This window comes from Pseudomonas sp. GL-R-26, assembly GCF_019947365.1.
Classification (GTDB): domain Bacteria; phylum Pseudomonadota; class Gammaproteobacteria; order Pseudomonadales; family Pseudomonadaceae; genus Aquipseudomonas.
On sequence record NZ_JAGYGI010000002.1, the window covers coordinates 237,835 to 262,194 of the forward strand.

General features: G+C 58.3%; 23 protein-coding genes and 2 tRNA genes. 22 read left to right on the forward strand and 3 right to left on the reverse strand.

Features of this window, described 5'->3' with window-relative positions:
- Window positions 1–144: 144 nt before the first annotated feature.
- Window positions 145–1,809: an OFA family MFS transporter gene (locus KGA96_RS04285; RefSeq protein ID WP_223465561.1), complete on the reverse strand. Its 1,665-nt coding sequence runs from the start codon at window positions 1,807–1,809 to the stop codon at window positions 145–147.
- Window positions 1,810–2,039: 230 nt separating this feature from the next.
- Here KGA96_RS04285 and KGA96_RS04290 point away from each other — a divergent pair, with 230 nt between their 5' ends.
- From KGA96_RS04290 to KGA96_RS04320, 7 genes are all read left to right on the forward strand, one after another.
- Window positions 2,040–2,453: an acetyl-CoA sensor PanZ family protein gene (locus KGA96_RS04290; RefSeq protein ID WP_223511725.1), complete on the forward strand. Its 414-nt coding sequence runs from the start codon at window positions 2,040–2,042 to the stop codon at window positions 2,451–2,453.
- Between the two features lie 78 nt (window positions 2,454–2,531).
- Entirely contained in the window at window positions 2,532–4,763 is a 2,232-nt protein-coding gene (locus tag KGA96_RS04295; protein WP_223511734.1) for an AsmA family protein, read from the forward strand.
- Complete coding sequence (gene mutY / locus KGA96_RS04300; protein ID WP_223511744.1) at window positions 4,760–5,827, forward strand: A/G-specific adenine glycosylase; 1,068 nt, start codon at window positions 4,760–4,762, stop codon at window positions 5,825–5,827. Before KGA96_RS04295 ends, mutY begins: the two co-directional genes overlap by 4 nt.
- A complete protein-coding gene (locus tag KGA96_RS04305) occupies window positions 5,824–6,096 on the forward strand; it encodes an oxidative damage protection protein (protein WP_007989188.1) in 273 nt (90 codons plus the stop codon). The genes mutY and KGA96_RS04305 overlap by 4 nt, the downstream gene beginning before the upstream one ends.
- Before the next feature lie 103 nt (window positions 6,097–6,199).
- Window positions 6,200–6,275 (forward strand) — tRNA-Phe (locus KGA96_RS04310).
- A 320-nt stretch (window positions 6,276–6,595) separates the two neighbouring features.
- The gene (locus KGA96_RS04315; protein WP_223465560.1) at window positions 6,596–7,675 is read left to right on the forward strand and encodes a hypothetical protein; all 1,080 of its coding nucleotides are present in this window, start codon (window positions 6,596–6,598) and stop codon (window positions 7,673–7,675) included.
- A gap of 41 nt (window positions 7,676–7,716) precedes the next feature.
- The gene (locus tag KGA96_RS04320; RefSeq protein WP_223511754.1) at window positions 7,717–8,508 is read left to right on the forward strand and encodes a TSUP family transporter; all 792 of its coding nucleotides are present in this window, start codon (window positions 7,717–7,719) and stop codon (window positions 8,506–8,508) included.
- Window positions 8,509–8,631: 123 nt separating this feature from the next.
- On the opposite strand, the gene KGA96_RS04325 is transcribed toward KGA96_RS04320, so the two are convergent.
- On the reverse strand, window positions 8,632–9,081 hold the full coding sequence (locus KGA96_RS04325) for a hypothetical protein (protein ID WP_046040855.1): 450 nt from the start codon (window positions 9,079–9,081) through the stop codon (window positions 8,632–8,634).
- 253 nt (window positions 9,082–9,334) lie between these two features.
- Here KGA96_RS04325 and KGA96_RS04330 point away from each other — a divergent pair, with 253 nt between their 5' ends.
- The 4 genes from KGA96_RS04330 to KGA96_RS04345 all read left to right on the forward strand — a co-directional run bounded on the left by KGA96_RS04330 (window position 9,335) and on the right by KGA96_RS04345 (window position 12,039).
- Window positions 9,335–10,084 (forward strand): DUF1016 N-terminal domain-containing protein, encoded by a 750-nt coding sequence (locus KGA96_RS04330; protein WP_046040854.1) that lies wholly within the window; start codon window positions 9,335–9,337, stop codon window positions 10,082–10,084.
- Between the two features lie 68 nt (window positions 10,085–10,152).
- Window positions 10,153–11,127, forward strand: a complete 975-nt coding sequence (locus KGA96_RS04335) for an alpha/beta fold hydrolase (protein WP_223511763.1) — start codon at window positions 10,153–10,155, stop codon at window positions 11,125–11,127.
- A 36-nt stretch (window positions 11,128–11,163) separates the two neighbouring features.
- Entirely contained in the window at window positions 11,164–11,580 is a 417-nt protein-coding gene (locus KGA96_RS04340; RefSeq protein WP_046040850.1) for a hypothetical protein, read from the forward strand.
- A gap of 6 nt (window positions 11,581–11,586) precedes the next feature.
- Complete coding sequence (locus KGA96_RS04345; protein WP_223465558.1) at window positions 11,587–12,039, forward strand: hypothetical protein; 453 nt, start codon at window positions 11,587–11,589, stop codon at window positions 12,037–12,039.
- A 71-nt stretch (window positions 12,040–12,110) separates the two neighbouring features.
- Here the strand turns inward: KGA96_RS04345 and gabP are convergent, their stop codons facing one another.
- Window positions 12,111–13,502, reverse strand: a complete 1,392-nt coding sequence (gene gabP, locus KGA96_RS04350) for a GABA permease (protein WP_046040847.1) — start codon at window positions 13,500–13,502, stop codon at window positions 12,111–12,113.
- A gap of 564 nt (window positions 13,503–14,066) precedes the next feature.
- Between gabP and KGA96_RS04355 the strand changes: the two genes are divergently transcribed.
- The 11 genes from KGA96_RS04355 (at window position 14,067) to KGA96_RS04405 (ending at window position 24,011) form a co-directional block, all read left to right on the forward strand.
- Window positions 14,067–14,840, forward strand: a complete 774-nt coding sequence (locus tag KGA96_RS04355; RefSeq protein ID WP_046040846.1) for an ABC transporter ATP-binding protein — start codon at window positions 14,067–14,069, stop codon at window positions 14,838–14,840.
- Between the two features lie 13 nt (window positions 14,841–14,853).
- Entirely contained in the window at window positions 14,854–15,603 is a 750-nt protein-coding gene (locus KGA96_RS04360; RefSeq protein ID WP_046040845.1) for an ABC transporter substrate-binding protein, read from the forward strand.
- 72 nt (window positions 15,604–15,675) lie between these two features.
- Window positions 15,676–16,371, forward strand: a complete 696-nt coding sequence (locus KGA96_RS04365) for an ABC transporter permease (RefSeq protein WP_046040843.1) — start codon at window positions 15,676–15,678, stop codon at window positions 16,369–16,371.
- Window positions 16,368–17,057: an ABC transporter permease gene (locus tag KGA96_RS04370; protein WP_008046525.1), complete on the forward strand. Its 690-nt coding sequence runs from the start codon at window positions 16,368–16,370 to the stop codon at window positions 17,055–17,057. The genes KGA96_RS04365 and KGA96_RS04370 overlap by 4 nt, the downstream gene beginning before the upstream one ends.
- Complete coding sequence (locus KGA96_RS04375) at window positions 17,038–18,267, forward strand: methyltransferase (RefSeq protein ID WP_223511765.1); 1,230 nt, start codon at window positions 17,038–17,040, stop codon at window positions 18,265–18,267. The genes KGA96_RS04370 and KGA96_RS04375 overlap by 20 nt, the downstream gene beginning before the upstream one ends.
- Before the next feature lie 343 nt (window positions 18,268–18,610).
- On the forward strand, window positions 18,611–19,435 hold the full coding sequence (locus KGA96_RS04380; RefSeq protein ID WP_223465555.1) for an FkbM family methyltransferase: 825 nt from the start codon (window positions 18,611–18,613) through the stop codon (window positions 19,433–19,435).
- Window positions 19,436–19,513: 78 nt separating this feature from the next.
- A tRNA-Thr gene (locus KGA96_RS04385) sits at window positions 19,514–19,589 on the forward strand.
- A 164-nt stretch (window positions 19,590–19,753) separates the two neighbouring features.
- Window positions 19,754–21,082 carry a tyrosine-type recombinase/integrase gene (locus tag KGA96_RS04390; RefSeq protein ID WP_223511767.1) on the forward strand — a complete coding sequence of 443 codons (1,329 nt, stop codon included), beginning with the start codon at window positions 19,754–19,756 and terminating at the stop codon, window positions 21,080–21,082.
- Window positions 21,083–21,988: 906 nt separating this feature from the next.
- Window positions 21,989–22,795 carry an integrase domain-containing protein gene (locus tag KGA96_RS04395; RefSeq protein WP_223511769.1) on the forward strand — a complete coding sequence of 269 codons (807 nt, stop codon included), beginning with the start codon at window positions 21,989–21,991 and terminating at the stop codon, window positions 22,793–22,795.
- Complete coding sequence (locus KGA96_RS04400; RefSeq protein WP_045057709.1) at window positions 22,792–23,151, forward strand: hypothetical protein; 360 nt, start codon at window positions 22,792–22,794, stop codon at window positions 23,149–23,151. The genes KGA96_RS04395 and KGA96_RS04400 overlap by 4 nt, the downstream gene beginning before the upstream one ends.
- A gap of 245 nt (window positions 23,152–23,396) precedes the next feature.
- Entirely contained in the window at window positions 23,397–24,011 is a 615-nt protein-coding gene (locus tag KGA96_RS04405) for a hypothetical protein (RefSeq protein WP_223511771.1), read from the forward strand.
- Window positions 24,012–24,360: the final 349 nt, after the last annotated feature.

Consider the following 24,360-nt stretch of genomic DNA (forward strand, 5'->3'; position numbering starts at 1 on the left):
CATGTCCATACAAGCTATTTGGCACACCACAAAATAACTGTAGGAGCGAGCCTGCTCGCGATGGGGCCCTCACATTCAACATCATTGTCGACTGTCAGACCGCTATCGCGAGCAGGCTCGCTCCTACAAGGGTGATGCGTTTACTTAGTGAAACAGCACCGCCGTCTTCTGCAGGGTCACCCACACACCCCACGCCAGCGGAATGCCCACCACCAGCCACGCCGCAATCGCCAGCGGCTTGGTGCCCGGCGCGGCTTTCCACTCCAGCACGGTGCTGCTGTCAGCGCCTTTGTCATGGCCCAGCGCCTGTTCGGCGGCCAGTTCGGCGTCGGTCATGAAGTACTTGTCCGCCACCGGACGCACCAGCAGGTTGCACAGGAAACCCAGCACCAGCAGGCCGGCGAGGATGTACAGGGTGATGTCGTAAGCCGCCGCACGCTCGACGCCGATGCTCAGCTGATACTCACGCAGGTAATTCACCAGCACCGGACCGAGCACACCGGCAGCCGCCCACGCGGTCAGCAGACGACCGTGAATCGCACCGACCATTTGCGTGCCGAACAGGTCCGCCAGATACGCCGGAACAGTCGCGAAACCACCGCCATACATCGACAGGATGATGCAGAACGCCGCCACGAACAGCGCGATGCTACCCAGGTGACCAAGGTTCGGAATCAGTCCGTACAGGGCAAAGCCAAGGGCGAAGAACACGAAGTAAGTGTTTTTACGGCCCAGGTAATCCGAGAACGAAGCCCAGAAGAAGCGCCCGCCGATATTGAACAGGCTCAGCAAACCGGTGAAACCGGCAGCGATGGCGGCAATCGAAGCCAGTTGCGAGGCGTCCAGTTGACCGAAGGTCAGGTCATTCCCCAGCAACTTGCCCGCGAACACTTCCTGCAACAGCGGCGACGCCATGCCGAGGATGCCGATACCGGCCGATACGTTCAGGCACAGCACCAGCCACACCAGACGGAACTGCGGCGTCTTCCAGGCCACATTCACGTGCACATGACGATGAGTGATCATCGCGTTCGAGGCTTTTTTCGCCGGGGCCGCCCAGCCTTCTGGCTTCCAGCCGGTTGGCGGAACACGGTAGGACAGCGCGCCACCGATCATGAACACGAAGTAGATCGCGGCCATCACCAGGAAGCTCTGCCACACGCCGACACTGGTTGGCGAGGCGAAATGTCCCATCAGCGCCGCCGCCAGCGGAGCGCCGACCATTGCGCCGCCGCCGAAGCCCATGATCGCCATGCCGGTCGCCATGCCGCGCTTGTCCGGGAACCACTTGATCAGGGTCGACACCGGCGAAATGTAGCCAAGGCCCAGGCCGATACCGCCGATGACCCCGGAGCCGATCCACATCAGCCAGATCTGGTGGGTATACACCCCCAGCGCCGAAATCAGCAGGCCGCCACACCAGCACAGTGCCGATACGACACCAGCCTTGCGCGGTCCGGCATGTTCCAGCCAGCCACCCCAGATGGCGGCCGAGCAACCCAGGAAGATGAAGAACAGGGTGTAGATCCAGCCGAGCATCGAGATCGGCCAGTCACACTGGGACGAAAAGACTTGTGCGATAAAACTCATGTCCGGTGCGCAGGCCATCGGAGTGGAGATACCCAGCGCCTTGGACAGCGGCAGCCAGAACACCGAAAAACCGTAGGCCATGCCGATGCACAAGTGGATGGCCAACGCGGCCGGTGGCACCAGCCAGCGGTTGAAACCGGGCTTGGCGATGATCCGCTCCTTGGACAGGAACGCAGGCTGGTCGGCGCTGAAGCCACCCGCCGTGATGCTCGTGGTCATTGTGTATCCCCCAATTATCAGTATGGTTCGCCAGCCACTGTCCGCTCCCGGCCTTAATGCACGCAGGCATGACCGTTTTTTGGTGGAGCACCTTGTTGTGCGACAACAGGTCGCAGAAGGACGGACGAACGGGCAAAGGTTACCATTTGCAAGTGACAGAAAAACCAAACTGACATCACCTTTTGTACGTCATCTGATCTCTATCGCTTCATGACCTCACAGGAATCACCATGCCGATCATTGTCGAGCCGCTGAACCAAGTCACTGCCCAGGATCGGCAGGATCTGCAGGATCTGCAGAAGATCTACAGCGACGCCCCGGACTGGCTGTTCGCCCCTTTTTCCGGGGCCGAGCAGTTGATCGAAGACTGTTTGCGCGACGGCACGCTGATCGCCGGGCGCTTCAATGATCGCCTGCTGGGCGCGGCCCGCCTGCAAAGGCACCAAGACGCCTGGCACTTGTCCCAAATATGTGTGCGAAAAATTACCCGTCGCCGTGGTGTTGCCGAGCGACTGGTCGCCGAAGCCCGGAAAATGGCCGCGCAATCGGGCATGCCCCTGCGCCTGCTGGCGCCTGCCGGGCATCTGGAGGCTCAGGCGCTGGCCGCCAAGCTGAAACTGCCTCTGGACGTATTGCCGGCGTGATCACTGACCGGTCGTCTGTTCGGGGGCGCTATACTCCTCGGCTAAATTTTGAATTCGATTAATTACAAGGACTCGCCCATGAAAGCGTTCGGCAAAATCCTGGGTCTGGTACTTCTCGGGCTGTTGCTGATCATTGTGGCGCTGGGCTTTGCCCTGACCCACCTATTCGATCCCAACGACTACAAAGACGAGATCCGCCAGATTGCCCGCGACAAGGCGCACATCGAGCTGACACTCAATGGCGATATCGGCTGGAGCCTGTTCCCTTGGCTGGGCCTGGAACTGCACGACGCCAGTGTGGCGACCCTGATCAAACCGGCCGAACCGTTTGCCGACTTGCAGATGCTCGGCCTGTCGGTGCGCGTACTGCCGCTGCTGCGCCGTGAAGTGCAGATGAGCGACGTGCGAGTCGAGGGCCTGAACCTGCGCCTGAACCGCGACAAGGACGGTCACGGCAATTGGCAAGACGTCGGCAAGGTACCGGCACCGGCCAACACTGACACGACCAGTACTGCGCCCGCAGCGAGTGAACCTGCACCTGCCACCAGCGTCGCGGCCGAAAAACCGCCGCAGCCGATCCGCCTGGACATCGACAGCCTGACCGTGAACAACGCACGGGTCGAATACAGCGACGAAAAAACCGGCAAGAGTTTCAGCGCCGAAAGCATCCAGTTGAGCACCGGCGCGGTTCACGACTCCGTCAACATTCCGCTCAAACTCACGGCTTTCCTGTCTGCCAACCAGCCGGCATTGCGAGTGCGTACCGAGCTCAATGGTGAGGTGCGTATCGCACGTGCACTGCAGCGCTATCAGCTCGAAGACATGAAGTTGTCCGGTGAAGTGACCGGCGACCCGCTGCAAGGCAAGACCATGACGTTCTCCGCCCAGGGCCAGTTGGTGCTGGACAAGGCCGCCAATGTCGCCGAGTGGACCGGAATCAAGATCTCCGCCAACCAACTGCGGGCACTGGGCGAACTGAAAGTCAACGACCTCGACAAGACCCCACAAGTCAGCGGCGGTATCTCGATTGCCCAGTTCGACCTGGCGAAATTCGTCGACAGCATCGGCCAGAAACTCCCAGCCATGGCCGAAGGCAGCCTGAGCAAGGTCGAACTGGTCAGCCGTCTGGCAGCTACACCCACCAGCCTGGCGCTCGACAACCTCAACCTGAAAGTCGACGACAGCACCTTCAGCGGCCGCATTGCCGTCGAAGATTTCGCCAAGCAATCGCTGCGCGCAGTACTCAAGGCCGACACCTTCAACGTCGACCGTTACCTGCCGCCGAAATCCGCCGAGGCCAATAGCGCAACACAAGTGCGTCAGGCCGAAGTCGCCAACACCGAAGCCGAAGCCATGGCCGGCGCCGGCAGTACTCCGTTGCCTCCCGCGCCGACCAAGGACGCCTGGAGCAGTGAGCGCCTGTTGCCCGTAGAACGCTTGAGCAAGCTCGATGTGGACGCCGACCTGACCTTCGGCCAGTTGACCCTGCAAAAACTGCCGATCCATAACGCCGCACTCAAGGCCACCGGCCAGGGCGGCCTGCTGACACTGGCCAACCTGCGCGGCGACCTGTACGAGGGCAACTTCGAAACCACCGGCACGCTCGATGTGCGCCAGCCGGTGCCGGCGCTGAATCTGCAGACGAAGATCAGCCGGGTACCGGCAGAAAAAATCCTCGAAAGCCAGGGCAAGAATCCGCCGGTCAAAGGCCTGGTCACGCTCAACAGCAGCCTGACCGGCAGCGGCAACAGCCAGAAAGCGTTGATCGAAACCCTCAACGGCAACGCCAGTTTCATCATCAACAATGGCGTGCTGCTCAACGCCAACCTTGAGCAACAGCTGTGCAAAGGCATCGCCACGCTCAACCGCAAAACCCTCAATGGCGAACCCCGGGGCAAGGACACACCCTTCCAGGAACTCAAAGGCAATCTGACCTTCCATAACGGCGTGGCCAGTAATCCGGACCTGAAAGTGCGCATCCCGGGCATGACCGTCAACGGTGGCGGTGACATCGATCTGCGAGTGCTGGGCATGGACTACCGCGTTGGCATCATCGTCGAAGGCGATACCAGCGCCATGCCGGACCCGGCCTGCCAAGTCGGCGACAAGTTTGTCGGCATTGAGTGGCCACTGCGCTGCCGTGGCCCGCTGGAGCTGGGCGCCAAGGCTTGCCGTTTGGATAACGAGCGCATGAGCCAGGTCGCGGCCAAACTGGCTGGCGACAGGATCAGCGAAAAAATCGACGAGAAATTGGGCGACAAGGTCAACCCGCAACTCAAAGACGCGCTCAAGGGGCTGTTCAAGCGATGAGAGCCGAGCAGTTTTCAACGGCGGTGCTGGAATGGTTCGACCGCCACGGCCGTCACGATTTGCCCTGGCAGCAGGACATCAACCCGTATCGGGTATGGGTCTCGGAAATCATGTTGCAGCAGACCCAGGTCAGCACCGTGCTGAACTACTTCGACCGCTTCATGGCCTCGTTGCCAACGGTCGAAGCCTTGGCGGCGGCACCGGAGGACGAAGTGCTGCACCTGTGGACGGGCCTGGGTTACTACACCCGCGCACGCAATTTGCAAAAGACCGCGAAGATCGTCGTCGAGCAGTATGGCGGCGAGTTTCCCCGGGACGTGGAAAAACTCACTGACTTGCCGGGGATCGGCCTGTCCACCGCCGGCGCCATTGCCAGTATCAGCATGGGCCTGCGCGCGCCGATCCTCGACGGCAACGTCAAACGGGTGCTGGCGCGCTTTACCGCGCAAGAGGGCTACCCCGGTGAGCCGAAGGTCGCCAAACAGCTCTGGGCCAATGCTGAGCGCTTTACGCCGCACGACAGGGTCAACGCCTACACCCAGGCGATGATGGACCTGGGCGCCACGCTCTGCACCCGCAGCAAACCGAGCTGCCTGCTGTGCCCGCTGGAAAAGGGCTGTGAGGCGCACATGCTCGGCCTGGAAACCCGCTACCCGATCCCCAAGCCGCGTAAAGCCATCCCACAGAAACGCACGCTGATGCCGATGCTGGCCAACGGCGAGGGCGCGATCCTGCTTTACCGTCGCCCGTCCACGGGCCTGTGGGGCGGCTTGTGGAGCTTGCCGGAACTCGACGACCTCGACGACCTGCCGCACCTGGCATCGCAGCACTCGCTGGAACTGGGCACCCAACAGGCATTGCCGAGCCTGGTGCACACCTTCAGCCATTTTCAATTATCCATCGAACCCTGGCTGGTTCAGGTCCAGGAGTCCGGCCATCACGTGGCCGAGGCTGACTGGCTCTGGTATAACCTCGCCACCCCGCCGCGCCTGGGCCTTGCCGCCCCGGTCAAAACCTTGCTCGAACGCGCGGCCGCCGTATTGAACGCAGGAGAGTCGTCATGACCCGCACCATCATGTGCCGCAAGTACAAAGAAGAATTGCCAGGTCTGGAGCGCGCTCCCTTCCCGGGCGCCAAGGGCCAGGACATTTTTGACCACGTCTCGCAAAAGGCCTGGGCCGACTGGCAAAAGCACCAGACCCTGCTGATCAACGAAAAACGCCTGAACATGATGAACGCCGAAGACCGCAAATATCTTCAGGGCGAGATGGACAAGTACTTCTCCGGCGAGGATTACGCCAAGGCCGAAGGCTACGTGCCGCCGTCGGAGTAACCCCGATTTCTCGGGGGTCGGAACGTAAGCGACGGTAATAATTAAAATTTTTTTGAAAACTTGCTTGACGACCCCCTGAAAAACCCGTTTAATGCGCCCCGTTGCCCAGATAGCTCAGTCGGTAGAGCAGGGGATTGAAAATCCCCGTGTCGGCGGTTCGATTCCGTCTCTGGGCACCAAATACCGAAAACCCTGAATCGCAAGATTCAGGGTTTTTTTATGCCTGCGATTTGATGAGGCATCGGTCCAGCCACCATCGAAGCGACAATTCCCCACCTCCTGTCACCACGCCAGCAAGCGCCCGTAACGGTTGCCGAGGCTGACTCCCGAAAAGCCTTCAGGCATCGGATATCGGTAATTCCTGGTTGCCCCCCGGCCTGTCAGAACGCTCCGTCTGCTTTAACGGAAATGGATGACATACGCCGATTAACAGTTTGTGCAGAATCAAAGGAGGAGCTGCCGCATAACCGGCAGCAGATACACAGCAGGGATGTAGAAAATGACTGACGCCGTTCAACCAGACGTCGAAACCGCTGAGCTTTTTACCGAACAAGAAATCAGAACTTTCAGCTTTGATATTCCGCAGTCAACGTTGCTTCACACATTCGCCGAAGAACTGGCCGCCATCGGTGGACCGCAGGCACCGGGAGCCAAGTCCAAAGCCGCTTGTGCAGCTATTGAATTGAAGTTCTCGTTCTCGAAAGACCAATGCGAACTGTTGAGTGCCTATTCCAATGGGCTTGTTTCCGTATTGATCTTTGATGGGTTGCAAAAAATCTCAGACGCCAGCCCTCCAGATGAACTACCAGACCAGACTTTCCTGGAAAACCGATACGACGTCCTTTGCCTGGCCGCCCGTAATCAGATTTTGTTGAAACTGGTAGATAACAGGGCCTTTGCCTACGACATGGACAATGAAGGAAAACTGGTTCGACTGGTGGCCAACTTCGAGGGCGGCGGACTGATCAGAATCCCTGCCGAGCCGGATATCAAAGAACTGAGTTCCCACTCCGGCCTGGCGCTAGGTCCACACACCGAGGCTCCTTACTGGTGCGCCATAAACGCGAAAGACGGGCACTCACCCTCGCCGTCGTCGCTGATACTCTCAGCCTTGTGGAACCCGAGCCTGGAGCCAACACGAGTCATTCCACTGACTCCCATACTCGAAAAAATCGGCGTAACCAACTGCCTCGCGCTGACTACGGGGAGTTTTCAGTTCACCCGCAGTGACTCCTTCGTCAGAGGCAAGGGAGAGGATGGTCACAATGTTTCAATCCTGGAGTTCGATGACAACGTCGGGTTCGCCGCCCGTTTCAACTCATACCGATTTTCGGTTAACGGCAATGCCTCACGTTTCGTCAAAACGGCCTATGCCGCCCTTTGCCAGGGTGTGCGCGAAGCAACTCCAATCGAATACACACTGACGCAAGAGTCCGCCTTGCTCATCAATAACGTTCGGGCGCTGCACGGCCGGGACATCATTCAAGACAACAGACGGGTGCTAGTTCGCATTTTTGGCCTGTCGAAATTTTCGTCTCCTATCGTTATTTCAGAAGACCCGCTGAGGCTGCTGGGCTGACTTTTGGATGACTTGCCAGTAACTGTAAAAGAGGGATCGGAATGTCTTGGGATGTAATTGGCCTATTGGCGCTCGTGGCGTTCTGCGCCGGTTTTTTTGATGCAATTGCGGGTGGGGGCGGACTGATAACCTTGCCTGCACTTTTTCTGGCTGGGGTGGACCCTATCAGTGCGATTGCCACGAACAAGTTCCAGGCCGCTTCGGCAACTGTTTCGGCAACTGTAACCTTTGCTCGCAAAGGAATGATCGAGTGGCGCGAAGGGCGTTTCCTGGTTATCTGCGGGTTTATTGGCGGCGCCAGTGGTGCCTTGCTGGTCAGCTCTATTGATAAGCGCTACCTGGAAGTTTGCGTACCTATCATGCTGATTCTGGTGGCCATCTATTTTGCGCTCTCTCCAAAGCTGGCCAATGAAGATCGACGCAAGAGAATCGGCATTCTGCTTTTTTCGTTTAGCGTGGCGCCGATTCTGGGCTTTTACGACGGTATATTTGGCCCCGGTGTGGGCTCTTTCTTTATCGTCGGATTCGTACTGCTCTGCGGCTTGGGCATGATGCGGGCCATGAGCTTTACCAAACTTGCCAACGCCTCATGCAATCTCGGTTCTCTGTCAGTCTTTATCACCAAAGGTGTGATTATCTGGCCGGTAGCCATTGCCATGGCTTTGGCGGCCTTCGTCGGTGCTCAATTGGGTGCACGGGCCGCTGTCCGGGTCGGACCACGGTTGATCAAACCTATGTTGATCGTGGTCTGCTGCGCCTTGGCCATCAAGCTGCTGAGCGTAGAAACCAACCCTTTACGCGTTGCACTCATCCAGACATTGGCGTCGTTATGATCATCACGTCGATAATGATCGGCGCCCCAGACGGGTTTGTACGCCGTTCATGAGACCACATACAAGAAACCCTGAATCACAAGATTCAGGGTCTGGTTGCGCCCCTTGATTTGCAGCCTCTCGTTAACTCGCATCATTCCAGTGGAAAACCAGGTTACGGGCTGCACCACTGCCAACATCGGCAACGTCATGCCGTGTTTCTCCGTGATGCGTCGCAATGACGGTGTATTTCCCGGCTGGCAGTTTCACGTAAACCAGCGGACCAGCGTCATTGAGCGTTAGCACGGTCTGTCCCGGGGCCTTCTGAATAACCACATTCACGTCTGGAGCGTATTCATTTCCCGTCCCGACAGAGAACGTCATGTGCAAGTTATAGCCGGTGGTCTGCTGGATGGCCTTGGACTCATCCTCGCCAATACCGCCCGACAGGTAGGTGATGCCGTTTTGTTCCTGGCTTTGCGCCTGCACCCCCTGGCTGTCGATGGGCTCGAGGCTGGCGGCAGGTGACATCGCAGGAAACATCAGCACGCCTACAGCGGTGAGGGGCAACAGGAGTGTATGGAGGTATTTCATGATGACGACTCCCGGGTTCTGCAGAACCCAATCGTTACATCCTTTGGATTTCCATTCGGAGGGAGGGGTTTAGATTGATTTGACCTGAGTACGAAACGTACTACGCCATTTGTTCCTCATCCCTCGCCAGGATTTAGACCCGTCCTGCCTGAGAACCCGGTATTTCCTGCCTGTTTCTCAGTAACACCCGGCATCTTTGAAGGGTGCTCACTTGTCATTCTCTTTCGCTGTTCAACCTGCTGCGGAAGACCTCATGACGACCCTCACACCCCACGACACTCACGACCCACATCTGGCATCACTGCTTGGCAACCTTGGAAAATTGATCCATCAGGCACGTCAGAAGGTGCTTCGGGCGGTCGATACCGTTCAAGTGCAGACCTGTTGGCAGATTGGCCGGCACATCGTTGAGTTCGAACAGAACGGCGCGCGACGGGCCAGGTATGGCAAAGAGTTACTGTCGACCTTGGCCAAAGTGCTAACTGCGGAGTTCGGAAAGGGATTTGACGCTTCCAACCTGCGGTATATGCGTCTGTTCTATCAAGCCTTTCCAATTCGTGACGCACTGCGTCACGAATTGAGCTGGACCCACTACCGCCGCTTGCTTCGAGTCGACAACGACAGCGCTCGTCTCTGGTACATGAACGAATCAGCCACCCAAAACTGGTCAAGCCGAGCGCTGGAGCGCCAGATCAATACGTTGTACTACGAACGCCTGCTGGCGAGCCGCGATCGCGGCAGCGTCAAGCAGGAGGCCGCCACCCACATTCAAAACATGAAGGCCAGCCCTCGGGATTTCATCCGTGATCCGGTGGTACTGGAGTTTCTTGGCTTACCCAATGCCGGCAAGCTTCAGGAAAGCGAGATCGAACAAGCGCTGATCGAACAATTGCTCGCCAGCAAGTACAAGCTTGTCCTGCCGAGTGAAGAGGAACTGCGTGACGCACTGGATCGGGAGCGAGCAGCACTTGAAGAGCGATTGACTAATCAACAACCGCGCTGAGGCGAACGGATTGTTCATCAACGGCATCAGGACTATCGTTGGCAGCTACCCGCAAAGGACTGACACCGATGAGTTTGCAGGACACGCCTCCACTGGCCCCCACTCGCATCGGGTTGCCGCTGCCGGATACCACCCCCGGCAATCCGTTCAAGGAAACCGCCCCGGACGGTTTCATCCTCGGTGGCTTCACCTGGCGACACGCCTCTCAGGACGCAGCTCGTCCGGTGGTGATCATCAATGCCGCCACGTCGGTCCGTTGCCGGCATTACTCACGTTTTGCCGACTACCTGTTCGCCCACGGCTTCGATGTCATCACCTATGACTACCGCGGCATCGGCGAGTCGCGTCCGGCATCGCTCAAGGGGCTTCAAGCCTCGTGGACCGATTGGGGTACGCTGGATTTCGAGGCGATGCTCAAGCGCGCACAGCGCGAGTTTCCTGGCCAGCCTGTCGATGTGGTCGGCCACAGCTTTGGCGGCTGTGCAGCGGGCCTGGGGGCGTCCGGGCACCTGATCCGGCGTCTGGTGACGGTCGGTGCGCAATTCGCCTACTGGCGCGACTATGCGCCGGCCCATCGCTGGCGCATGTTCGGCAAGTGGCATGTGCTGATGCCGCTGGTGACGATGATCTACGGTTACTTTCCGGGCAAACGCCTCGGATGGCTGGAAGACACACCCGCCGGCGTGGTCCGTGACTGGAGCCTCTCCACTGCCCGCTACGAGAAACGCTCCAGCGGCCGCACAATCAACAAAACCACCGGGCAGTTGCCCTTTGCCAGCGTCACCGCGCAAACCCTGGCCATCAGCATCAGCGATGACCCCTACGGCACTGTCCCGGCCATCGAACGCTTGCTCGGCTACTTCACCGGCAGCACAAACTCCCACCTGCGTATCCATCCCGAAGACATCGGCGAAGAAGAAGTCGGACATTTCGCCTTTTTTCGTAGCGCATACCAAGCCACACTATGGCCCATTGCATTGGCCTGGCTGCAAAACGGCGAACTGGCCCCCGATACCCCCGGGCGGCGAGTGCCACGCAGCTAGGCCCTTTGCCCTCTCAACGAATACGGAACGACACCCATGGCCTCCGCCAACAAGCAGCACAAACGCGCCTCCCGCGCCAAGGCCAAGGCCAAGCAGAACCGCACCCAGCGGGCTGCCGCGCCGGTGGAACTGGACCCGAACGATGATCGCATCGACTTCGAGTCGGTGGACCTGACCGAACTGTTCAAGAAAATGATCGACGCCGAAAAGATCAGCCAGCAAGCCCTGTGCACGGCCTTCCTCGAAGACCCGCTGCTGGAACTGGTGTACGAACAGGAAGGCGAGGAAGGCGCGATGGACTTCATCCTTGCCGCGCTGATCGAGTATCGCCAATGGGCGACCGAAACCGACGAGGCCGGCGCCTTGGCGTGGATCGAATCACCGGCCTTCCAGGCCGACTACGTGGCGGCGTCCGACGCCATTGCCGCGCAAACCCAACAGAAACCGAACTGAGTTCCCATGGCCTCCCTGAACAAGCAACAGAAACGCGCCAAGCGCGCAAAAGCCAAAGCCAAGCAGATCAATATCCACGGCCGCAAACCCGCCGCACTGGACGATGACCTTGGCCACCTCGCCGAACCGATCCCGGAATACACCCTGGCGATGTTCAGCAAAATGCGCGACGCGGAAGCCGTCAGCCGCAACGAAATGCTCTCGGTTCTGCTGACGAACCTGGCCTTTATCATCATCGACCATCCAGAACTGCTGGACATGGAAAACGCCGACGACGAAGGCATGGCCGCCACCCACCTGGCCGCCGACATGCTGATCGACTACCGCATGTGGGCCGACGGCATGGATCGCGAGAGCGCCCAGGCCTGGCTGAGCGAGCCGCAGTTCATCGCCGATTTCAGCGCTGCACTGGATGTCTACCGCGAGTCGCTGGAAGCGCCGGAAGAAAAAGCCGAGTAAAGGTTACGACTCAAACAAAAACGGCCGCTTGTCATCTCTGACAGCGGCCGTTTTGCGTTACGCGATATGGATCAGTTCAGCACTACCGCGCCACGCTTTTCCAGGTTGCGACGGCGAGCCACCAGCAAGCCGGCCGCTACCACCAGAGCACTGAGCAAGCCGGTCGCGAGAATTTCCACGCGATGGGCATCCTGGAACAGCATGATGGTCAGGGCCGCGACGATGAAGACGATCACCGCGTAGGTCAGGCCCGGGAACAGCCACATGCTGAAGGCGATTTTCTCGCCGCGCGCTATACGCTGCTTACGCATGCGCAGTTGCGAAATCGCAATCACCAGGTACACCAGCAATGCGATGGCACCGGAGCTGGCCAGCAGGAATTCGAACACGGCAGCCGGAGCCACGTAGTTGGCGAATGTTGCCAGGAACGCTGCGCCAGTGGACAACATCACTGCCCAGTAAGGCGTGCCACTTTTGTTGGTGCGCGTAGACATCGCCGGCGCATCGCCGCGTTTGCCCAGGGAAAACATCATGCGCGAGGACGTGTAGAGCGCCGAGTTCAGGCAGCTGGTCACAGCAACCAGTACCACAATGTCGACGATCATCTTGGCGTTCGGGATGCCCATGCGTTCAAGCACAGTCTGGTAAGAACCAAGGCTGGCCAGGATCGGGTCGTTCCATGGCACCAGGGCCACAACGATGAAGATCGATACGAGGTAGAACAAGCCGATCCGCCAGATCACCGAGTTGGTGGCCTTGGAGATTTGCTTGCCCGGATCTTTCGATTCCGCGGCTGCGATGGTCACGATCTCGGTACCCATGAAGGAGAACATGGTGGTCAGGATCGCACCCAGCACCGCGCCCATGCCGTTTGGCAGGAAGCCTTGGGTGTCGAACAGGTGCGAAACACCGCTGACCTGGCTGTTCGGCAGGAAGCCGAAGATCGCCAGGACGCCGAGCACAATGAAACCAATGATTGCCACAACCTTGATCAGGGCGAACCAGAACTCGAACTCACCGTAGTTCTTTACGCTGAAGAGGTTGGTCACGGTCAGCAGCATCGTGATGACCAGAGCGAAGGCCCAGATGTCCACGCCAGGGAACCAGGCATGCAGGATGGTCGCGGCGGCGTTGGCTTCCAGCGGAATCACCAGCACCCAGAACCACCAGTACAACCAGCCGATGGTGAAACCGGCCCAGTGACCGATCGCGCGGTCGGCGTAAGTCGAAAACGAACCGGTGTCCGGCGAGGCAACGGCCATTTCGCCGAGCATGCGCATCACCAGCACCACCAACATGCCGGCGGCGGCGTAAGCCAACAGAACAGCCGGACCTGCAGCGGCGATGGCGTGCCCCGAGCCAACGAACAAGCCGGCGCCGATAACCCCGGCAATCGACAGCATGGTCACGTGGCGCGGTTTGAGCCCCTGTTCGAGGCCATTAGAGCTTTGGGTACTGCTCATTAAAACTACCTTTGTAAGGAGAAGCGAATGCGTGCATCCCGTTCGGCAATCCTTCTCGTAAAAAGAAGCCAACGGGGCGTTCTGGATTCTGCACGCAATAATTGCGCCAAAATATTTCAAAACCCTCTAACCCGGCGATCTCGCTTAGACCGGACAGTCATCGCAACCCATTGAATTTAATGGCACTTCGCCAGAGCGTTACCCTGCCACCCACTTTGTGGGGTGAATCAGCGCACCGGAAACACACCTGAAAATGGCTCCGCGCACATTAAAAGTGCACAAGCGGTGCATTTGGCCGGATAGCGCTTCCAACACCCTGTCAAAGCTGGCAACATCGCGCCTTTTTTTGCGGCAGCCACCGCGCTTTTTATCGACAGGCAAGGTTCAAACGGCTGTTCGGTTGTTGATGGGGCGACAGTCTGCTGCGCCGATGCGACAACCTGCCACGCACCAGCCGTTTACCGTCCGTAGCGCTGTTGGCTGCCATTGAAACGCTATGCTAGGTTGGCCGCCTCGCCAGGAAGGCCGCCAACAGCAGGAGCGCAACATATATGAGGAACGCACATGGCTGAGGCCGCGCCCGCGCTTGAAATCCGCAACTTGCACAAACGCTACGGTTCGCTGGAGGTGCTCAAAGGCATCTCGCTGACCGCCCGCGACGGCGATGTGATCTCGATCCTGGGTTCCTCCGGCTCCGGCAAGTCCACGTTCCTGCGGTGCATCAACCTGCTGGAAAACCCGCACCAGGGCCAGATCCTGGTCGCCGGCGAAGAACTCAAGCTCAAGGCCGCGAAGAACGGTGAACTGGTGGCCGCCGACGGCAAGCAGATCAATCGCCTGCGTAGCGAAATCGGTTTTGTGTTTCAAAACTTTAATCTGTGGCCGCACATGAGCGTGCTCGACAACATCATCGAAGCCCCGCGCCGCGTGCTCGGCCAGAGCAAGGCCGAAGCCATCGAAGTGGCCGAAGCCCTGCTGGCCAAGGTCGGCATCGCCGACAAGCGCCATGCCTACCCGGCGCAGTTGTCCGGCGGCCAGCAACAACGCGCGGCCATCGCCCGCACCCTGGCCATGCAGCCCAAGGTCATCCTGTTCGACGAGCCCACCTCGGCGCTTGACCCGGAAATGGTCCAGGAAGTACTTAATGTCATCCGCGCGCTAGCCGAAGAAGGCCGCACCATGCTGCTCGTGACCCACGAAATGGGCTTCGCCCGTCAGGTCTCCAGCGAAGTGGTATTCCTCCACCAGGGCCTGGTAGAAGAGCAAGGATCGCCACAGCAGGTGTTCGAAAACCCGCTTTCGGCGCGCTGCAAACAATTCATGTCCAGCAACCGCTAACGGAGCTACCCACATGCAGAACTACAAAAAGGTCTTCCTGGCTGCCGCCGTCACCCTGGCGTTCAGCGCCGGTGCCATGGCCGAAACCCTGAAGATGGGCATCGAAGCGGCTTACCCGCCGTTCAACAATAAAGATGCCAGTGGCAATGTCGTCGGCTTCGACAAAGAGATCGGCGACGCCCTGTGCGCCAAGATGAAAGTCGAGTGCACCGTCGTGACCTCCGACTGGGACGGCATCATCCCGGCCCTGAACGCCAAGAAGTTCGACTTCCTGATCTCCTCGATGTCGATCACCGACGAACGCAAGCAAGCGGTGGACTTCACCGACCCGTACTACTCCAACAAGCTGCAGTTCATCGCCAAGAAAGACATCGACTTCAAAACCGACAAGGCGGCGCTCAAAGGCAAGATCATCGGCGCCCAGCGCGCGACCCTGGCCGGCACCTTCCTGGAAGACCACTATGGTGACGACATCACCATCAAGCTCTACGACACCCAGGAAAACGCCTACCTCGACCTGACTTCCGGTCGTCTGGACGGGATCCTGGCCGACAAGTATGTCAACTACGAATGGCTGAAAAGCGACGCCGGCCGTAGCTACGAGTTCAAGGGCGACCCGGTGGAAGAAAGCGACAAGATCGGTATTGCCGTGCGCAAGAAGGACCCGATCCGCGAGAAGCTGAACACTGCGCTCAAAGAAATCGTCGCTGACGGCACCTACAAGAAGATCAACGACAAGTACTTCCCGTTCAGCATCTATTGATACTGACCTGCCTGACCGGCGCCTGATGGCGCCGGTTCTCGGCCTTGCCTGCCGCGATTTGAAAAGAAATCCATGATTATCGACCTCTACGGATTCGGCCCGGCGCTCGCCGCTGGCGCGCTGATGACTGTGAAACTGGCACTCTCGGCCCTGAGCCTGGGGCTGGTGCTCGGTCTGCTCGGCGCCTTGGCCAAGACTTCCCCGTACAAGCCGCTGCAATGGCTTGGCGGCACTTATTCGACCCTGGTTCGCGGCATCCCGGAATTGCTCTGGGTGCTGTTGATCTACTTCGGCACGGTCAACCTGATGCGTGCCCTGGGCGAGTTCTTCGGCAACCCCGACCTTGAACTCAACGCCTTCGCCGCTGGCGTCATTGCGCTGGGCCTGTGCTTCGGCGCCTACGCCACGGAAGTGTTTCGCGGCGCGATCCTCGCCATCCCGAAAGGCCATCGTGAAGCCGGCGTGGCCCTGGGCCTGTCGAAGTGGCGCATCTTCACCAAGCTGATCATGCCGCAGATGTGGCGCATCGCCCTGCCCGGCTTGGGCAACCTGTTCATGATCCTGATGAAAGACACCGCGCTGGTGTCGGTGATCGGCCTGGAAGAAATCATGCGCCATGCGCAAATCGGCGTGACCGTGTCCAAGCAGCCGTTCACCTTCTATATGGTGGCCGCGTTCATGTACCTGAGCCTGACGGTGCTGGCGATGACCGGCATGCACTTCCTGGAAAAACGTGCCGCTCGCGGCTTCGCGAGGAGCACCCAATGAACTGGGAAGTCATCATCAAATGGCTGCCGAAACTGGCCCAGGGCGCAACCCTGACCCTGGAACTGGTGGCCATCGCCGTGATCGCCGGATTGCTGCTGGCCATTCCACTGGGCATCGCCCGCTCGTCGCGCCTGTGGTGGGTGCGGGCATTTCCCTACGGCTACATCTTCTTTTTCCGTGGCACGCCGTTGCTGGTTCAACTGTTCCTCGTCTACTACGGCCTGGCGCAGTTCGACGCGATCCGTAACAGTTCGATGTGGCCGTACCTGCGCGATCCGTTCTGGTGCGCCACGGCGACCATGACCCTGCACACTGCAGCCTACATTGCGGAAATCCTGCGGGGCGCCATCCAGGCGATTCCACCGGGCGAGATCGAAGCGGCACGGGCGCTGGGCATGTCCAGACCCAAGGCGCTGTTCTACATCATCCTGCCGCGCGCCGCGCGCATCGGCCTGCCCGCCTACAGCAACGAAGTGATCCTGATGCTCAAGGCCAGCGCCCTGGCCAGCACCGTGACGTTGCTGGAACTGACCGGCATGGCCCGCACCATCATTGCCCGGACCTACCTGCCGGTGGAGATCTTCTTCGCCGCGGGCATGTTCTACCTGGTGATGGCCTACGTGCTGGTGCGCGGCTTCAAGCTGCTGGAGCGCTGGTTGCGCGTCGATGCCTGCCAAGGGCGTTGATTCCCACGTGTTGACGGGCGAGGCCCTGCTCGCCCGTTTCACAGCGCTGGATGCTTTTCTGACAGAGCATCAGGCACTGTGGAAACCCCGGCCGTTTACTCATCTACAGCTACCTTGGGAAGCGTCCTACCCTGCTCTGGCCGCATGGCTACGCGAGCGAACGCTGGAAGACGCGGAAAACGCACACAACCAACCTGCCCTCCTGAATGCACCGGAGCCCTTTGCTTCCTTGGCCAGGATGTCTGTTGCCTTGAGTGCCGTGGATGAATTGCCCGCACGCGCGCTCGAAGCGGCCGGCCATCGATTGAACGTCGATGTACCGGGGCGCAAATGGCAGCAGATCGAAGCCTTCGCCAGTCGATTGCAGTTTTCCGAAGCACCGCAGCATTGGCTGGACTGGTGCTCAGGCAAAGGGCATTTGGGCCGCCGCCTGCTGCAACCGGGGCAACAACTGACGTGCCTGGAATACGACCCGGTACTGGTAACCAGCGGCCAGGCACTCAGCCAACACCATCACCTGCATGCTCTGCATATCGAACAGGATGTGCTCGCGGCAGACGCAGCTCGCCTACTGAGTGCGCATCACACGCCCGTCGCGCTTCACGCCTGCGGTGATTTGCATGTGCGGTTGATTCAACTCGCCAGCGCCACGGGCTGCAAACAGCTCGCCATTGCGCCGTGCTGCTACAACCGGATCAGTCTTGCCCAATACTCGCCGATTTCCTCGGTCACCAAAGGCTCCAGCCTACAGCTTTCCCTCGACGACCTCGCGTTGCCCATGAGCGAAACCGTTACCGCCGGCGCCCGCGTGCGACGTCAACGCGACACCTCCATGGCCCGACGATTGGGCTTCGACTTGCTGCAACGGCAACTGCGTGGCCTGGACGAGTACCTGCCAACCCCTTCCCTGCCCAGCGCCTGGCTGGACAAACCCTTCACCGATTACTGCCATCACTTGGCCGCACTCAAGAAGTTATCCACAATCGGCCCGCAAGATTGGCCAAGTCTCGAAGCTGCCGGCTGGCAGCGACTGGCCGAAGTGCGCAACCTTGAACTACTGCGCGGACTTTTCCGACGCCCGCTGGAGCTTTGGTTGGTCCTTGACCGGGCACTTTTCCTCGCCGAGCAGGGCTACAGCGTCCGCGTCGGCACCTTCTGCGAAACCCCGCTCACGCCGCGTAATTTCCTGCTCCTGGCCGAACGCGCCTAAACGCATCCGACCTGTGGATAACTCTGTTGATGGAATTATCATGGATCCAATATTCATGCCAGTTTCAGGGCAAAAACCGCACTGTTCATTTTTTGTACACCCACATAAAAAATCGAAAAAACAGGCATTTGCGGACAAATGAGAACAGATCCACAAAATCGGCCTAAACCCAGTGCGCCGCCAATTGCAATGTGCATAAGCATTTAATCAAAACGACATAAACGCCTAATCCCGGACCGCAGACAGGGGAAATTGCACCCTTTCATCACTCTTGATATACACACAGGCAAGGGCGCCGGCAGCGCGGCCACGAACAAGAACATTCCTCCGACAGGATGCGCCAGTGACGTTCATTTCCTACGCACAGAATTTCGAAGACATACGCCTGTGGCGCGCCCTCAAAACCGTCGAGAACGGCTTCTACATCGACGTTGGGGCAAATGATCCCACCCATGACTCTGTCACCAGGGCGTTCTACGACAACGGCTGGACCGGCATCAACGTCGAACCGATGCCCAACTACTACGAAGCCCTGTGCCAGCAACGTCCCAAAGACACCAACCTGCAATGCGCGGCCGGGGAAAGCGCTGACGACCTGACCTTCTACGGCATCGCCGGCACCGGCCTCTCGACCCTCGAGCCGGCCATGGCCAAACTGCACAAAGACGCCGGCATGGACGTGCGCAGTCAAACGATCAAGTCCCGCACCCTGACCTCCATCTGCGAAGAACACGCCCTGGGCCGCGCCATTCACTTCCTGAAAATCGATGTCGAAGGCCACGAAGAAACCGTCCTGCGCGGCATGGACTTCAGCCAATGGCGGCCATGGGTGATCCTCATCGAAACCCCTTGGGCCCGCGACCAGGCCTGGGAAACCCTCGTCACCGACGCCGGCTACCACTCCATCCTGTTCGACGGCATCAACACCTACTACCTCGCCGAAGAACACCTGAACCTCAAACCCGCCTTCGACATCCCGCCGTGCAACCTGGACGAGTTCCAGTTCTGCAAAGGCCACAACTTCAGCCACCCCGTCAGCGACGCCGAACACCAACTCGCCGCCGCCCTGCAACGCGCCGAACAGGCCGAAGCACAGCTGCGCGCGATGCAAAACAGTCGAACCTGGCAAGCCATTCAGAAACTCAAGAAAACCCTGCTGCGCACCTGACCTGAAGCCCGAACAAAAATAGTCAAAATTCAGGGGTTTACAGAAGCCAGCCAATCGCTATAATCGTCGCCCTGACACGCCGGTATAGCTCAGATGGTAGAGCAACTGACTTGTAATCAGTAGGTCCCGGGTTCGATTCCTGGTGCCGGCACCACATTAGGCTCCATTGCATTCCACTGAATGCTCTGGAAGCCCCGAAAACCCGCCCTTTGGCGGGTTTTTTCGTTCCAGGACCCTCTGTCGGGATCCAACAAAATCCCCCTTCCCCGAGGGTATGTTAGGGGTACTGCGATTTTCCGGTCAGGAGCGCGTACCCCTATGCCACGTCTAGCGATCCCCCTCAGCGACCTGCAATGCCGCACCGCCAAAACCCGCGAACGCGCCTACAAGCTGTTCGACGGCGGAGGCATGTACCTTTTCGTCAAACCCAATGGCGTGAAGACCTGGCGCTTGAAGTACACCAAGCCCAGCGGCAAGGAAGGTACGCTCATCATCGGCAATTACCCCATCGTTACCCTTTCCGTCGCACGACGTAAGCGAGACGAAGCCAAGGCGTTGCTGCTCGACAACCTCGACCCAATGGAAGAAAAGAAGAAGGCCAAGATCGTAGCCCAGCGGGCGGCACTGCTTTTCGAAACCGTTGCTCTGGAGTGGCACGCCGACATGTCCCGTCGCTGGACCGAAGGACACGCAAAAACCGTGATGAGCCGACTGCGTACCCACGTCTTCCCGTTGATCGGCCAACGACCCATCGCTGAACTCGATACCCACGACCTGCTAGAGATCACCCAGCGCATCAAGGAACGCGGCACCATGGATGTGGCGCTCAGGGTGCAGAACTACTTATCCACTATCATGCGCGGTGCCAAAAGGGCTCGGCAAATCACCATGAACCCTGCGCTGGATCTGGCAGGCTCGATTCACGCACCGCGTACAGTCCACCGCCCTGCCCTCTCCCTCAATCGCCTGCCCGAACTGCTACACCGCATCGACAACTACCATGGTCGCGAATTGACCCGCCTCGCCGTCCTGTTGACGTTGCATGTATTCGTCCGCTCTAGCGAACTGCGCTTCGCCCGATGGAGTGAGTTCGACCTCCAACGCGCCATGTGGGAAATCCCCGATACGCGCGCACCGATTGAAGGGGTACGCAACTCCACACGGGGGACCAAGATGAACGGCGACATTCAAATGGTTCCGCTATCGCCGCAGGTCATCGAAATACTGGAGCGCCTGCGTAGCCTCAGTCGCTTTTCAGAGTTGGTGCTACCGGGCGACCACAAGTACTGGAAGCCCATGTCCGAGAACACGGTTAACTCTGTGCTGCGCAACGTGGGCTATGACACCGCCAAGGATGTGTGCGGCCATGGCTTCAGAACCATGGCCTGTAGCGCCTTGCTGGAGTCAGGACTGTGGACAGACGCCGCCATCGAGCGGCAAATGAGCCACAAGGAACGTAACCGCGTGCGCGCCGCCTATATCCACAAGGCCGAATTCCTCGAACAGCGCAGGCTGATCATGGCGTGGTGGAGCAACTACATCGACGCCAACCGCCAGGGGCATGTGACACCCCACGAATTCGCTCACCCAGTCGGCGACAACATCACGGCCCTACAAAATAGCCGTGGCGCATCCAAACGTGGGTAAGCCTGTGAGATCACCGTTGTCCGCCCTTCCACGCGGGTCCATCCAAGCGGGGCTGCAAAGCCGCCCTGCTTGGATGGACCTCATTTAAAAAATATAAAACCTATGCAAACTGTCTGTGGAAAACTACTGATTTCCACTGGTGGATAATTTCATCCACAGCCGCAGAATCCCCGAAAATTCGAGCCTTGACCCAAATTATCCACAGGCGTAGAAAAGATCGGGCAAAGCGCTGTCGTTGACAGCAACCCCAGGTAGCCAGAACCTTTGAGGCTACGCCACACCGTGGTGGTTCTCCCAAAGTGCGATTAGCGTCCGGCGGCTCGCACGGTCACTCACCGAGTGATGGATGCCTACTTCAGATCGTTGCCATTGCGGCAAATACATCCCCCTACCCAGCTGCCCTGCAGCAACCTATCCGCTTGGCCATTTCACTGCGCCAACCTGCGCCCGTCTCTTTCTCCCGGAAAGAGACGGGCGCTCCTACCACTGCTGCAGCCCACCTCGTACAAGGCATCGCGGCATTCCCCCTCGTGACAATCGGCGTGACAAACACCGAAGTCACCAGCAACAGCAATGCCGATGATGGTGCCGCAGCCCACGGAATGGACTGCACCTGACTGACAGTCAGGCACGCCCCGGTCATCGCATCGCTGCCTTCACCCGGCTCAGGATCACGCGGCGTTGGTCTCGTCAGCCAGCGCAGCCTCCACCCGCCCACTTCCTCGGAAGTGCTCAGGGGGCCAGATCATGAGATGCCCAAGCTCCCGGTCGTAAAGAGCCGCCAGTCCCGCGTTAGTGGACAACCCTCACAGGCCGCAGGGGCCTTGATCCCTGATAACACTCAACATCCGTGGCGGGATGACGTGGGGATGGTTTTAAAAGTTTGGCTTCGAGAGGAGTTCGATCATGGCACTGGTAGGCAGGCGAGATGGACGCAATTTTGGCTATGGGCGGCAATTGAGCTATGCCGGGTATCTGCGCAAACAAGTTGAACATGGTGAGCTTGCCATCGCGACTGCGCAAAACCGATTGTCCAGCGTCAACCGAACCATAGCCGCGCTTCGCGGCGATCAGTATGTGAAAGTGCCGAGCGCGAGTAAGGCGCTGGGAATGCGGCGCACAAGTGTCCGCACAGCATCTCCGCAGGGCCAAGACCGCGAACAGGTGACGCGGATCGTAGAGGTGCTTTGCGAAAACCAGCAGCCGCGCGCCGCGGCCATCGCTCAGTTAGCGCGAGCCACCGGTATGCGCTTGCGCGAGGCGATTTTGGCCGACCTTCCGCGTCTAAAACGGGAAGCCAAGATCAACATCCAGGACGGCACCAAAGGTGGCCGTTCAGGCGCGTCAGCACCTCGTTGGATTACGGTAAATGATCATATTCGTGACGCCCTGAGGTTTGCCGAAAAGGTCTCGCCCGACGATAGCCGCAACCTGCTTGCACCGAACGAACGCTACCTCGATTTCTTGCAGGGAGTCGTCCGCCCCGCACGGGACATCCTGCATCAGCACAACCTCAAAGGCTTCCACGAATTGCGCGCGGCTTACGCCTGCGAACGCTATGAGCAGATCACCTGTCACCTAGCGCCTATCAACGGCGGCAGATGCAGCCAACTAGATCTGCGATTTGACCGAGAGGCACGCTCACAAATCAGTTATGAACTGGGGCATGGTCGAATCGACGTGATATCGGCCTACATTGGTGGTCGACAATGAGCAAGCCATTCGATATAGAGCTGTTCCTAGCGGGCGTACTCACCGGGTCGCATACCACGCGCCAGCGTCACCTTCGCCAAGCGAAGGCTATTCAAGCGGAGATATCTAAGCGCTGGAACAAAGATAATCCATGGACTTGGCAGCGAAAGCATCTCGCATGGTTTCTAAACCGTCACATGAACCAGCACGCTGAATCGACACGCTACTACTATCTGCTGACCGTGCATTTACTCACTCTTCGCTTAGGAAAACCCTGGCAATTCAACCTGGAGGCGAAGGGCAACAACCGGCCAGAAGCAGCTGTTCGGCTTCACATTTCGCAAAGACCCAAGGTGCCCATCCTCGCTCCTAAGTAAGCAGCTGTCCCTGGCTGCCGTACTATTGCGTCAAATACCGAGGTTGCCTTGGCCACCGCAGTAAGGGCACAAGTACACTGCGAATAGCGCCCCCCCCAAGACGAGATCGCCTTCAACGGCGGCATGTATGCGCATTGATAAGCTAGCGTGGCGTCGTAGCACCAATCTGCATCGCAATTCCGCATAACATGGCATCATTGCCATACCAGCCGCGAAACGTTAACAGTCCTTTACGAGAAAAAAAGATGGAATACGCTACATTCCTTGCAGACCTCAGCAAACTCACCTCTATTAGCAGTAGTACAATCACCTACGACAAGGAAATTAGTGCCGACGTACATCCTACAAATTTTTTGGTCCGAACCTTTTTCGACTCCAATCTGGATATCGCTCCTCTCATCATAGTCTCGGAACCGACTTCTCTTCATTACCATGTAGTTCATAACGCATCCGAGCGTTTGGCTGCAGAATTTTTCCCCTTTATACAAAAAGTCAAAAGTCAAGAAGCCAGTTTAGAGAAATTTGCTAATATCTCTAAGTTTATGGCTTCCGTATCTCAACATGGAATGCAGCACTTGCCGTTCATCGCTGCTAAACCTAGTCTCAGCCCGGTACAGTCCGCCGTAATGGCCACCGAAACCATTATCGAAGGATGGGATACATTGTCGGACCATCTCAAAATCAAAAAGAATTTTAGAAAGTTTCTTTCGCTGCTCGAAAGAAGTCTAATTTTGGAGTGTTCCAACTTAGATCGGGAAGTATTATCCCTTGTGACATACGAGTCAGGAAACAGAAAGGATATATTTATAAATATCGACAAAGCCCAGATCGAGTCACGATTAAATATTAAAATTTGGTAACTTTACCAGGACCGCAACGAAAAACACGATCCTATGCAATTTTTAGAGCTGCTGACCAACCAAGCGCTGGCAGATTTTACGTAGCAACGCAGACTACAAAACGGTGCACACGTTTTCACACAGCCTGGGTCGATAGCTGCCTGCCAGGAAGGACTGTTTTCGACCTCAAGCGGTAATTTTCCACGATTCGCGTTGACTCGACAGGCATCCCCCTGAACGGCTCCCACCACCGCCTCGCTCCCAATCGTAGTTCGATTCTTTGCCAAGCAGCATCGCATACTGAAAGCGTTGTTACGTAATATCTGCCAGCATTTGGTTAGTTGGCAGACCTTAAATCTACATAGGAATG